The organism is Anaerobiospirillum sp. NML120449 (genome assembly GCF_023051105.1).
Lineage (GTDB): Bacteria > Pseudomonadota > Gammaproteobacteria > Enterobacterales > Succinivibrionaceae > Anaerobiospirillum.
Genome location: NZ_JALKIL010000068.1, coordinates 1 through 13,310, shown reverse-complemented (window position 1 = coordinate 13,310; position 13,310 = coordinate 1). Strand labels below are relative to the sequence as shown.

Annotated in this window: 7 protein-coding genes; all 7 read right to left on the bottom strand. The window is 50.2% G+C overall.

All coding sequences use genetic code 11. The features are described 5' to 3' along the window. Positions 1 to 1,889: 1,889 nt before the first annotated feature. Positions 1,890 to 3,518: an NAD(P)-binding protein gene (locus MXE41_RS12525; protein WP_246977864.1), complete on the bottom strand. Its 1,629-nt coding sequence runs from the start codon at positions 3,516 to 3,518 to the stop codon at positions 1,890 to 1,892. Between the two features lie 14 nt (positions 3,519 to 3,532). Continuing rightward, positions 3,533 to 4,591 carry a thiamine pyrophosphate-dependent enzyme gene (locus MXE41_RS12520; protein WP_247100769.1) on the bottom strand — a complete coding sequence of 353 codons (1,059 nt, stop codon included), beginning with the start codon at positions 4,589 to 4,591 and terminating at the stop codon, positions 3,533 to 3,535. A gap of 14 nt (positions 4,592 to 4,605) precedes the next feature. Further along, positions 4,606 to 5,862 carry a transketolase C-terminal domain-containing protein gene (locus tag MXE41_RS12515; protein ID WP_246977866.1) on the bottom strand — a complete coding sequence of 419 codons (1,257 nt, stop codon included), beginning with the start codon at positions 5,860 to 5,862 and terminating at the stop codon, positions 4,606 to 4,608. Further along, complete coding sequence (locus tag MXE41_RS12510) at positions 5,855 to 6,433, bottom strand: 2-oxoacid:acceptor oxidoreductase family protein (protein ID WP_247100767.1); 579 nt, start codon at positions 6,431 to 6,433, stop codon at positions 5,855 to 5,857. The genes MXE41_RS12515 and MXE41_RS12510 overlap by 8 nt, the downstream gene beginning before the upstream one ends. A 1,911-nt stretch (positions 6,434 to 8,344) precedes the next feature. Next, positions 8,345 to 9,709, bottom strand: a complete 1,365-nt coding sequence (locus MXE41_RS12505; RefSeq protein ID WP_247100765.1) for a GIY-YIG nuclease family protein — start codon at positions 9,707 to 9,709, stop codon at positions 8,345 to 8,347. A 29-nt stretch (positions 9,710 to 9,738) separates the two neighbouring features. Continuing rightward, the gene (locus tag MXE41_RS12500; protein WP_247100763.1) at positions 9,739 to 11,925 is read right to left on the bottom strand and encodes a DEAD/DEAH box helicase; all 2,187 of its coding nucleotides are present in this window, start codon (positions 11,923 to 11,925) and stop codon (positions 9,739 to 9,741) included. 115 nt (positions 11,926 to 12,040) lie between these two features. Next, positions 12,041 to 13,310: type IIL restriction-modification enzyme MmeI (locus MXE41_RS12495; protein ID WP_348647441.1), on the bottom strand; the 1,270-nt coding region annotated here is incomplete at its 5' end.

Here is a 13,310-nt window from a genome sequence, read left to right as displayed (position 1 = left end):
GACAGCTCAATAAAAAGGCTCGTTGTGCGTCTGGCTGACGATGCTCAGCTGCTAAATGCAGTAGGCATAATTGCTGCCGCTTTAGAGCTTAGAAAAGCCGCTTAGCACGTATCATGCGTATGCCCTGCCTCAGTGCCGGACACAGGCACTCATTTTCAAGCTTGCTTCTGATACCGCTCCATGTGGCCATAGCTCTCTCTCCCAACTGCTCTGACAAATAACAGGCTCATTATGCATCAACTCCGGGCCCGTGTCCTGACCCCACAGCTCTGAACTCCAAAAATGCCTGTTTGCGCTGATGCCGCTGCACTAAGCCGGCACCCCGTCCTGAGTACTTTCACAGACGCTGCTTCGCCTGAGCCTCAGTTTCTGCAGTTGAGGGCAGAGAGTCCGCCATATCCTCTCAAACAGAATCACCTTAAAAGTGGCACCGCCTCTCAGCAGCATCTCTCTCTTGCTGGACATTGAGGGGCTGCATGAATGAGCAGCCAGACCAGCATTCAGGTCTATTCAGCCCCGGCATCGGCCAGCGGGTGGCTGCAGCTGCAACTTCTTGCTGTGGTCACAAGACCAGATGTCTGGTAACAGAGAATGCGATGTCTTGCCTCATGGCCAGTCCGTCTCCTTTGAGGCAGGTTCTATACAGTCTTACTCTGCGCTGCTCGTCTTTGTGGCGCCTGGCTACGGTACTTCTTGTTAAGCCGGCCAGTCAAGAGCTGACCTTTCGGTGTTGCTGGCAGATATGAGCTCAACTGGTTGAGCAGGATGATCCGTATGAACGGGTGGGCATGGTGAGCATAGCAAGTATGGGCGAGCATGGATAGCAGTGCAGACTGGCGCGCTCTATGAGTCGAGGTGAAATAATCCGAAATGCTCAGAACCATCATCAAATAACAGCTCTTATCCCATCCCCCAACCAGGAAGACGGAGCTGACCTGTTTTAACAGCCCATCCAGCAGCTCATGAATGATCCTGATACAAGGCACTACAGTGCAGTGCGCAGTACAGCAAAGCAGAGCCGGGCAATTACCAGATCATACAGACGCATACCTGCTCATACCGATACGATGATGAATCAGGCTGCAGCAGCTGGCATGGCAAACGTTTGCAGCTGCCTGAATGCTCAAAATGTGCCCGTTTCTGCATCATTTCAACGAATTTGCGGCCTGAAACAGCTCAAGTAAGCTTTTGGGAGACCTTGTTAAGCCGTGAATGATGACAAACGATTGCAATGGCTTATAAACGGCATAAGTGAGCAGGGCAGGTGATTTTGGGGGTGTGGCTGAGTAGGGCTGGTGCGCTGCAGGTGCGGCAGCGGCTGCGATGGTTGCCGGTGCCGGGGCATCTGCATTGGCAGAAACCATTGGCGCTGCTGCGGCATTGTTTGCCGATGGAGCTGCATATGCTCAGATGCTCTTCAGGCATAGGCATAGGCATGGGTATGGGTATGCAGCCGTGCTTTGCAGGACGTGCTCTGGTGAGCAGGAAATGCTTTAAGGGCTGAGACGGGATATATGTTGAAGCCTGGAACCAGGCAGGAACCATGAGCGGCGGATCGGGTTACGGGGTATAGTTCAGGAAAGGAGGGCTCTGAAGTCCGGATGGCCTGATGGGCCTGGCTTTGCTTTTGAGGGCTGAGAAAGGTCGGAATTGCAGATTTGCAGGTGTCGATGTGTGGGTTGAGTGGAGGGGAGGGCCAGGATGGGATTTTGGGAATGAAAAAAGCGGGCGCAGGCCCGCTTGTGTGGAAGGGCTTGAAGCCCTCGCTCTCAGATTAGAATCTGGTATGGTTCCGCTGCAGCCGGGCCTGAACCCGGCGGCGGCAGCGGCAACAGCCGGGGCTGCTGCCGCGCTGCCTGAATCAGGCAGCTGCCATGGCGGAAAGAAGATTAGATCTTCTCTGGGACCATGTCGATGTGACCGCAAGGGCACTCCTGAGCACAGACACCGCAACCCTTGCAGTAGTCGTAGTTGAACTCATAGTGCTTGCCTGGGCCCAGCTTGATGATAGCGTTGTCTGGGCATACGCCGTAGCAGTTGTCACACTCCATGCAGTTACCGCAGGACAGGCAACGACGTGCTTCGAATACGGCGTTCTCCTCGGTAAGACCGTGCTGAACTTCGTCGAAGGTGGAGGTACGACGGGCCAGCTCGAGCTGAGGACGAACCTTCTTAGGAGCGTCGGTGTAGTAGTATGGGTGCATGTCCTCGAAGCGGGCGTCAGCATGCTTCTCAGGACGGGTGTAGGCGCGGCCGTTTAACCAGCCGTTGATGCCACGGGCAGCGTGCTTGCCCATACCAATAGCGGCAGTTACGGTACGATCACCTGGAACCATATCGCCGGCGGCGAACAGACCCTCATAGGTGGTCATGAAGGTGTTGTTATCAACGGTAACAGCGTCCTTCTGTAACTCGAGGCCTGGTACATTCTTGAGGATGGAGAGGTCAACGTTCTGACCGATAGCCAGAACTACGGAATCGGCAGCCAGCTCCTCGTACTCGCCGGATGGCTGTGGGTAGCCATTCTCGTCGAGCTTCATCTTCTCGATCTTCAGACCTTCCTTGGAGGCGGAATCAATGGTGGATAACCACTTAACATTAATACCTTCCTCGATAGCGCCATCCATTTCTTCCTCGTTGGCTGGCATCTTGTCACGGTTACGACGGTAAACGATGATTGGCTCAGCACCTAAACGACGGAGGGAACGGGCTACGTCAACAGCGGTGTTACCACCACCGTATACGGCTACCTTACGGCCGATCTGGATGTCACCCTCGCTGGAAACCTTCTCCAGAACGTCCAGAGCGGTCATGATGTGGGTGGTGTCACCAGATGGGATGTCTACGTTGGTGGACAGGGAAGCACCCATGCCCATTACAACTGCATCGTACTTGCCGTTGGCCTTCTCAGCCAGAACGTCGGTAACCTTCTTCTCGTACTCGATGGTTACGCCCATGTCGAGAATACGCTGTACTTCAGCGTCGAGAATGTCACGTGGCAGACGGTATACAGGGATACCGTAGCGCATCATACCACCGGCCTTCTTGGCCATTTCCATGATGTGAACGGTATGGCCGAAGCGACGGAGGTGGTAAGCGGCGGACAGGCCGGCTGGGCCGGAACCGATAACCAGAACACGCTTGCCGGTCTCACGGGCTGGCTTCTTGAAAGCCAGGTTGTGGGACAGAGCGTAGTCGCCCAGGAAGCGCTCAACAGAGTTGATACCTACGGTCTCGTCGAGGAAGCCACGGTTACACTTGCCTTCACAGGTGTGGTAACAGACACGGCCCATACATGCTGGAAGAGGATTGTCCTCAACCAGAACGCGCCATGCGTGCTCGTAGTCACCCTCAGATGCGTAGTAGAGCCACTGCTGGATGTTCTCACCGGCTGGGCACTGCTTGTTGCAAGGTGGCAGCTTGAATACGTTAACTGGACGCAGGGTACGCCAGGAACCGGTCTCGTTGCTTAAGGAAGAGGCTGGATCAAGGGTAGTAGCGAAAGGTTTCTTCATCATTTCTCAAAAACTCCTTATAACAGCTCTTTACGCTCGTAAGCCTGGATGGCAGTTGGTACGGTCTCTGGGATAGAGTCGCCGAGCATGTCGTACTGACGGATGTTCTCTTCGCACAACATCTCGAGACGCTCAAGGATCTTAGGATCGGCCTTCTTGCCGCTTAAGTGAGCGTAACGGCGCTGGAGCTTCAGGAAGTTGATGATTGGCTGCTTCTCCTTGATCTTGTGTACGGAGGTAACCTTGCCGTACTCAGCTTCGAATACAGGGTAGAAGCCAGTCTCAACAGCCAGACGGGCAACGGTAACGGTGCTTGAGGAAGCAGAACCCCAGCCAAGTGGGCATGGAACGAAGATCTGCAGGTAACGGGCACCGTGGTAGCTCATGGCCTTCTCAACCTTGTACTCAAGGTCGCGCAGGTCGGCAACAGTAGCAGTAGCTACGTAAGGAATACCGTGAGCCATGGCAATTAATGGAACGTTCTTACCAGTGCCCCAGTCGGAACCTGGCTCGGCACCAACCAGCTGAGTGGTGGCGGTACGGGCAGATGGAGGGGTAGCGGAGGAACGCTGTACACCGGTGTTCATGTAGGCCTGGTTGTCGTAGCAGATGTACAGAACGTCATCGTTACGCTCAAACATACCGGATAATGGACCAAAGCCGATATCGGTGGTACCACCGTCACCGCCCTGGGCGATAACGCGTACTTCCTTACCGCCGTACTTCTTGGCACGGACCTTGGCAGCAGCGGCCAGACCGGTACCTACAGCAGCGGCATTACCGAACAGGGAGTGGATCCATGGCAGACGCCAGGCTGACTCCGGATATGGAGTGGAGAATACTTCCAGACAGCCGGTAGCATTACATACCATCAGCTGGCCATTGGTTACGCGCATGGCGGCGTCAAGGGCGGTACGGGCACCCAGAGCTTCACCACAGCCCTGGCAGGCACGGTGACCGGAGGTCAGGGAGTTTGGACGATCCATGGCAGCCTGAGTGGCACGCATGGAAGGGTTTAAGAGACGGTTACCTACAGTGTTGGAACCAGTCTGATAAAAGTGAATCTTGTCAATCATTGCGATCTCCCAAACTATGCCTTTTCGGCCTTGACGGAGCTGATAATGTCGCTGTCGGAAATTGGCTTGCCATCAGCGAAGGATACACCCTCAACATCCTTTAAGTAGTTGTTGAGAACCTTAGGCTCTACGTCAACCCAGGTAACTTCATCCTTGAGCTCGTGAGCCAGAGCGAGGTCAGCGATGCGCTTGACGGTTGAGCCTAATACGGCACGGCCGCCCAGACCGCAGATTACGGAGTGAACCTCTGCACCGGTACCCTTTACGGAACGCTCAACCTCAGGGCCGATAATGCCACGGGCACCGAAGGAGAAGGCACGCTCGACAACTACAACGTTCTTGCAGTCACCGATAGCCTCACGCATTGCATCGTAAGGGAATGGACGGTAGGCCTTTAAGGAGATGATGCCAACCTTGTAGCCCTGCTCCTTGAGACGATCGATCTCGTCCTTGGCGGTACCTACGGAGGAACCGGCCATAACGATCTTTACGTCAGCGCCTTCGCAGTTGTAGCACTCAACCAGACCACCGGAGTTGCGGCCGGTCAGAGCGCGGTATTCCTTGGTTACACGCTCGATAACTGGCAGAGCCTTGTACATCTTGCGCTGCTGGAGGAGACGAACCTCAGTGAAGGCCTCTGGGCCTACCATGGCGCCCATGGAGATAGGCTCCTTAGGATCGAGGTACTCGGTAGGCTGGTACTCAGGCAGGAAGGAGTCAATCTGCTCCTGAGTAGGCATGTCCAGACGCTCGAAAGCGTGGGTTAATACGTAACCGTCCATTAATACCATTACTGGCAGGCCAACTTCTTCAGCAATCTTGAATGCCATGATGTGGGTATCAACGGCGTCCTGGTTGGACTCGCAGAATAACTGCAGCCAGCCGGAGTCACGCTGGGACAGGGAGTCGGAGTGGTCGTTCCAGATGTTAATTGGGGCACCGATAGCACGGGATGCTACGGTCATAACGATTGGCAGACCCAGACCGGAGGCATTGTAAACACCTTCAGCCATGAACAGCAGACCCTGGGAAGCGGTAGCAGTGTAGGTACGGACACCACCGGCAGAAGCACCGATGGAGATGGACATGGCGGAGAACTCGGATTCACAGTTGATGAACTCACAGTCCTGCAGCTTGCCTTCCTTAACCAGCTTACCTACGTTCTCTACGATGTGGGTCTGTGGGGAAATTGGGTAGGCACATACGGCGCCTGGACGGCACAGAGCAACGGCCTCAGCGATACCAAGGGAACCTTCGATTTGCTTAAGCATTTGTGCCTCCGTTCTTTACATTCATAATAAATTCGTAAGCTAAAGCTGCAGTCTCGGCGTTGGCATCACCAACCTTGCCAGGATAGCGGGTCTGGAAAGACTTCTGTACAGACTCTAACTTGAAGATGCCAGTTACAGCAGCCATGGCAGCAAGAATAGGGGCACCTGGTAATGGCTTGCCGATCTTCTGCATGGCGAAGTCGGTAGCTGGAACAGTGTAAACGTGACCGGCTGGCAGACGCTTTACGAGCTCTGGAACGATGTCCTCAGGAGCTTCCTTGGTGTTGATGATGGCGTAGCCATCGTCATCAAGGCCGGCGAATACGTCTAAGGCGGTTAATAAAGTACGGTCCTGAACCAGAACGGCATTTGGGCACAGAATTGGCTCGTGGGTTCTGATTTCCTTGTCGTCGATACGGGCATAGGCAACAACCGGAGCGCCGGTTCTCTCAGAACCGAAGCTTGGGAATGCCTGAGCGTGAGCGCCCTCAAAGAATGCAGACAGAGACAGCATTTCAGCTGCGGTGACTACGCCCTGACCGCCACGGCCATGTAATCTAATCTGAAGCAAAGTAGGCTCCTTTAAAAATGCATCAAATCTTATTTTTCTTAGCCTTAGCTAACTGTTTATGACTCGTGCATAAGAAAAGACCTTTTCCGAACCATCTGATGCATTGGGGCTCCGGTGACGCCGTGTGGCAGACAGCCGGGCTGTAATGGCCGGTGCAGATGACCACTCCTGACAGTAAACAGGCCCTGCAGGGCCCTGTACTGCTGCAGCCGGCCTTTCAGGCCCCTTCCCTGAGACCTGCTGCTGACCTGTGGTCAGCTGCCGTAACTGCAGTATGTGATATCAGCTGCGATGACAGTGTGACAAAGACTGTCGGGTCTTCTCCCAAAACTTAAGGACATGCCAGCTTGACAGACAATCCTAACGTTCAAGTTAACTAATGGGAAAGATCCAAAAGAAATCCCGTTTTCAGTCCTGATCTGAGTTGCTGCTGTGCAGCAGGTCAGGTTAAGAGAGCGGGCAGCATGGTGATGGCGGGGCAGGTCAGTACAAAAGCCTCCGGCTCGACACGGTCCGGGGCGCAGTGAATGGTCATCATCTCTGTTATGAGGATGCATTCAATTGCACGTTGATCTGCAGCCAGCAGCCTGTGCTGCGGCCTCAAGTACTCCATTACTGCAGTCAAGGGAAAGACAGGCAACGTATGTCCATAATCAGATTGCTGTGTATTAAGACATCGTTTTATTTGCCCGTTGCGTTCACTGAACAGTAAAACTCAAGGCGTGTTTCTTTGTGGATTCATAGTAGACAAAGAACTTGTAAAAAGCCATGAATCGGAAAGTGAAAATGGCGTAGCAGTCGTTCATAAAGTGTGATGCAGGTCACAAATTTACCGGGGATTTGATATCTAGAATCCGAAAAATTGTTCCTGAAAATGCGGCTAATATTTCTACAGGTACAAAATATATCACTGCAAAAGGGCATTTATCAGCGATGTATGTGAGTTAGTTAGGGCTAACTAATAGCCTTAGCTAACACGAAAAGTGTGCCCAGATCACATTTCGATTAAGACGGTATTAATATTAAATACTATTATTAAAACAATTTTATAAAATGCTAAAACCGCATTTAAATGCGAAAATCCCCTTTATATCAAAACTTAATCCCATCTTTATTACTGTAATGTGATGTGACCTGCAAATTACTATTAGTTTTTCTTATGCTTTCTTTTATCAGCAGTATGCATATTCATGGACAACAATGTACGCTCAAAATGTTGCAACAAGCCCGCAAATACGGCAAACATAAACACAAAACTCCGTAAAAACCCCTCTTCTTTGGCAGAAAAAATTTTTTCATGCTAAGCTGCAAAACATGGAATAAATAACCAGATTTGCCCTCAAAGTCATCATTGTGAATCCATGGCACCGTTTACACAGGCCAGGCGCACCATATAAGTGAAAAATCAGCCACACTTTTAAAAGCTCATCAACCACTGCCCCCAAATGATGCCAGTGCACCACCGCAGCTATCACAACAGCTGCCAGCAGCAACGCCCCGCCAGACCAGCAACCACGCCCCATACCAGCCCACCGCAAGCTCACCGCCAGCACATCATTGCACAAAAGCGATTCAATCCAGCGCCAATCCCGTGAGTACATTCCGACTGACGGTCTTGGGATTAAACCGCTCACCATTACATCCCAACAAGCTCAATGAGCTGCAGCTACTATTTAATGAGGTAGGCCAGCCGTGTTCCTGTGCTCAGCCCAGTTCTGTCAAACAGCCGCTTTCCAGAGCTTCAAAGACAGAAAGGCCGCTGTCGAGAGGACAGCGGCCTTTCATAATGGGCAGATGCAGGACTGACATACAGTCAGATAAAAGCATTACCTCGGGTCTGGACGTGCTCCAGTATGCGCACAGAAGCAATAGTTTCACTGAGCACGCGTGGGTACAGGGATAAGCTGTGACCTATTTTTTGAGCTTGAGCTTGCCCTGCAGCCTGTCTATGTAGAACTTGTGAAGGTCATTTGCCATGATGTGTTCAACCACCTTGCAGGCAGTGTCCACACTGACGGTAAACCACTCTTTTGGACGGTAGGTTTTACCTTTACTGTCCTTGAGGGTTATATCCGGTCTCATGGGGGCCAGCACTGTATGCAGGGCCTGCTCAAGGGCATGGGCATCAAAGTTCTTACAGGCAATGGTGCACATCACCTTTACAGGTGCATACAGGTAGGTGCTTTCATTTTCTGCGTTGGCGATACGCTCCTCAACTGTCGTGCTGGTGTAGCCAATTTTGATCAGATGACTGTGAGTCTTGAAATTAACAATGACAGGGTCAGTGCTCAGCGTATCAAGAATGTAAACGTATCCATCCGGCTTATTACTGTTCTCAAGCTCATTGAACAGAGGGTCAACTTCGTTGACCAGCCTCTGTAAAAACTCACGTCCGACATCATCAGTCGGGACCAGTCTCATGCTCGGTGTGAGTCCAGTATAGAAAGAGGTCTTGATAGAGGTGCTGAAAGGGCGGCTTTCCATACCATTATCGAAGATCTGTCTTACGCGGTACCTCCTCTTGTTTGAGGAGTTGTCTGTGGACTTCATGCCATCGGGACTGCCCTCTACAATCAGGCTCATGATGCCATCGATGATAAAGAACTCGCCCGGTTCAATGTTGATGTCATTACCGCCGCCAACAATTTTTCTGCCCTGGTAGTGTCCCTCTTTGAGCAGACGCTTGACCTCATCGAAGTAAGGAGCAAAGCGCTGGAACTCTGAACACTGTGTAGCACGGGCTGCTTCTTCCTTGATGTTGAGCTTTCTTGCCTTGTAATGCTCAGTATCACGCCAGTACTCGTGCTCAACAACGTATGTATCATCAGCACCATCGTCATTGAGCAGTCCCAGCGGATCTGCATCTGCAAGAGAGTTAATATCATTAAAGAGCCGCGAGTGAAGTTGCTCGACCTCCTTTTTAATGAGTTCGTCTCTGGTAAGGGTGCTTCTTTTCTGCAATTCCTTTCTAACAGAACGCAGCTCTTCAGGAAGAAGCGCTTCGCACTCATCCTGAGCTGCTGCATGTACGGAAATCACACTCCTGTAGCTTGAATAGAGCAGCCTCTCTTCAAAATCATCGCTGTTCTCATCTGGAAGACGCTGTTTTTCAATGATGAACTGCTTGATCTTTTCCAGCTTAGCAGAGAGCTTCTCACTCACTGTCATGGAGATTTTGGCCTTTCCTACACCTTCAAGCAGGCCGTTAGGATCATTGCTGAAAAGCTCCTGGAGCGATGCAGGCCTTTTGACTGGTAGCTTGTTTCTCAGCTTCATACAGGGAAATATCCTTTCAGTAGCAGAGCCTATTGGCCGACTGTATCTGCATTACTGCGTGAGGCAGCTTTTGCTTTTTCCTGACGTCTTTTCTTCCGGAGATAGTCCAAAGCCACAGCAAGGCGACGCTCAAAATCGTTGCTTGATTTAATATCAGGCTCACGTTTGTGCTCTTGGGAAAAATCATTGATATGAGGCCATAATTGCAGAGCAGCCTCTTCAGTCATCTTTTCTCTCATAATCAGCACTTCTGATTGCATGGCTTTCAGAAGTTTAGGGTCAAGAGACTTGGATATGAACATATAAGCACCCTGAAAAGGATTGATAGCTCCAATCATGTTGAAGTCAAGATCATCAAGGTCGATCATCTTGTCTTTAATCTTTACAAAAGCCGTATTGTCATCTTTTATGATGCTTATCTGCGGTTTGTTTCCAGAGCCGGAATCCGTATCTGGATCCTGCTCAGGATCAGGATCAGGGCCAGGGACTGGCTCTGGTGGCTGATTGTCAGGCACGTTCTTAGTAAATATAGGAAGTGTCTTAAGGATCATCTCAGAAACAATTGCTTCAGACATGGCATAAATGTCTTCATCACTAAAGTCAAGATAGCTGTCACGAATGACCTTTGACACGTCCTCTACCGCAATTGATTTATTCAGACCATCCCCGCCATTTATTATGGCCTTTTTCACCACAGGTGATGAGGTTATTACCTTTGCGACAATATCGCTATACTCTTCATTTACCACTTTGAGGGCATCATCAGACATAGTGTCGTCATCAATGACAATTTCAATGCCGCTGCTACGTATCTTATCTTTGATCCGCTGTTCCCTACGCTGCTTCTTTTCTTCAGGGGTAACAGGATCAACCGTTCCTCGTTTCTTGAAATGTATGTTTGGAGCTAACACCTGCTCCATAAGCAATGACAGCGTAATTGCCTTGATAAGGCTGTTAACTGCATCTGTTACGTCGTCAAGAGCTGCAGACGGCATGGCTACCAGGTTGGTGAACTGAGCATGCTCCTTGCCCGGGAAATCACGTGTGGCACGGCCAATAATCTGTACGACCTCGGTTAGAGAAGAGCGGTAGCCAACGGTCAGAGCATACTCACACTGTGGCCAGTCAAAACCCTCTTTTGCCATTCCAAGGGCAATGATGATATCAATGGTGTTAAGAACCTCAGGTTTACGAAGAGCTGCCAGGGTGACTCCCTGCATGCCTGCTACTGTATCAGACACCAGATCAGCAATACGAAGTGTTTTTCCGTCCTGTGTAAGTACGGTGATGATGCCGGTTTCAGGATCTGTGGATTGACGCTCACCACAGAAGTCGATCAGCCTGCCAACTTCATTGAGCTTATTACCACTGGATTCTTTGGAGTTTACACTTGGAATATGGATGATGGTTTTCCTGTTGAAGTCGATAAGCTTCTCGATAGCATCAAGCCAGCTGCCTTCATAAAAGGCATAGTCAATACCCAGTGACTTCAGGTAGGTATAGCCATTGAGCTGCTCGTAGTAAGTGTAGACAACCTTGTCGAACTTCTGCTCATCTTCGACGGATAGCACAGGAATGCTGTCACCTCGGAAATATGAGCCTGTCATGGCAACAATGTGTGCCTGGCTCTTCGTCATCAGACTGTGGATAACACTGCCCAGTCTGTTGTCTGCCTCTTCTGAGACATGGTGGAACTCGTCTATAGCGACAAGGGTATTATCAAACAGAGACTTGTCTTCAATCTTCTGGTAGAAGTACACCAGAGTTGCATGTGAGCACAGGAGGAATCTGGCATCCTTATCCTCCATAAACTTCTGAGCTGCAGCTACCTTGCTGTCCTCACCGCCAGGTGCGCACAGATTGTATTTTGAGTCGATATGCCAGTCAGCAAAGAATCCGTTTCTGGTCAGTTCGGTGTCGTTGAAGCTTGAGCCGATAGCAATCTGAGGCACTGATATAATTACTTTGGAAAGCCCCTGGTTAGTAACTTTATCCAGAGCAAGGAACATCAGAGCACGTGACTTGCCGCATGCAGGAGGGGCCTGAATGAGCAGATACTGAGCGTCACGCTTCTCATAGGCACGGGCCTGCATTTCACGCATGCCCATGTCATTGGACTGGGAACTTTCACCTGTGCGCTCAAACTTGTATGTTCCAACATTGTGTACCTGCAGACGGCCCACAACTACTTCGTTGCTGTTGTTCTGCTCACTCATAAGCAATCCTCATATGTTTGAATTCGTACTGTCTGACTGTCTTCCTGGCAAGCTCAAAGACAGTTACCAGTGCCATAGATTTTGACGTGGCCATAAAATTCAGCAGTAAAGCTGACTATTTGACTGCAGCCTTTTTGGTTTTAGAACGTGTTTTCCTGGAAACCTTTTTCTCCTCGGCAGCTACTGCTTTGGAGTAAAGGTCCAGTAGAAAAGCAAGTCGTTCTTCATCATCCTGGAAAGGCTCATCGCGATATGCCCTCTCAACAGCAGCATCAAGAGCTTCGTGAGCCTGTCTGAGATCTTCAGGCATGGTGTCAGGGTTGTACATCTCACCAAGGCCCATATTCGTATCGTAATTAACCCGGATCATTCGGATGTTCATGGCAAGCTGCTCAATTTCTGCATGCTGCTCCTGATCCGCATCTGGCCAGACAAATGTGTTGAATGTCAGCTCTTTTGAGTAGCGTATGTCTGACTTCAGGCGACCTGAGCTGAACTTGGCCCATACGTTGTGCATTAGGGACATAAGAATGCCGAAGTCATAGTTAGCAGCGTTCGGAAGCATATGAACCTGCGCACATCCAATAGTGTCTTTATCTAAAAAGTCGATAGGAATGTACTTGCGTTTTTCAGATGAAACAACAGGTATAACAAGCGTTTTATCTGCTGTATTTTGCTCCCGGAATCTCCATGGACAGGTGCGCAGCTTGTAAGAGTCTGTAGATGTTTTCTGTTCAGATCTCCATTTAGCACAGGCTTCAACATGCTGCATGATTACAGGTATTGATGACCATGCATCTCTGTCTTCTTCTTTGAGCCATAAACAGTATCTAAACTCACCCTTCATCAGCTCAGAGCTGCCTATAAACTTTTTTAGAAACGGCCTGGCCTCAGGATGCTTCGAAAGTAGCTCCTGGCCTTCGTGGAAACTGAAAATCAGATTGCCACCATCGGCCGGCATGTTTCCATAGGATAGTATTAAGGAATTAGATATAGCTGAGCCTCTGCTTTTAACAATAACAGGCTCATTGCAATCAGTAAGGTAAGGAGATATTTGAGTACATTCCTGACTGTAAACCTTATCGTCATTAGGCTTGGTCAAGAACAGCATTGGGTTCGTAGGCTTGTTATATGAGAAACCAACGATAATGCATGTAACAATTGCTTTTCCTGAAGCATCATTGCTCCATGGGAATGAGGTGTAAGCAAAATTTATGTAAATTCCTTTTTCAAGGAGTAATCCCCATAATGCATTTACTTGCTGCCCCTGACAAATTGAGTTAGTTGCTACTAAAGCACTCATTATTCTGGAGTTCTGACTCATGAAGTCAGATGCCTTGACAAACCACGCTGTCACAAGATCAGTAAAGCCAAGCTTGTATTTA

Bases quoted from the DNA above. Each gene is read 5' to 3' on its own strand.
- MXE41_RS12525 (WP_246977864.1), bottom strand. From the start codon at position 3,518: ATGATGAAGAAACCTTTCGCTACTACCCTTGATCCAGCCTCTTCCTTA.
- MXE41_RS12520 (WP_247100769.1), bottom strand. From the start codon at position 4,591: ATGATTGACAAGATTCACTTTTATCAGACTGGTTCCAACACTGTAGGT.
- MXE41_RS12515 (WP_246977866.1), bottom strand. From the start codon at position 5,862: ATGCTTAAGCAAATCGAAGGTTCCCTTGGTATCGCTGAGGCCGTTGCT.
- MXE41_RS12505 (WP_247100765.1), bottom strand. From the start codon at position 9,709: ATGAAGCTGAGAAACAAGCTACCAGTCAAAAGGCCTGCATCGCTCCAG.
- MXE41_RS12500 (WP_247100763.1), bottom strand. From the start codon at position 11,925: ATGAGTGAGCAGAACAACAGCAACGAAGTAGTTGTGGGCCGTCTGCAG.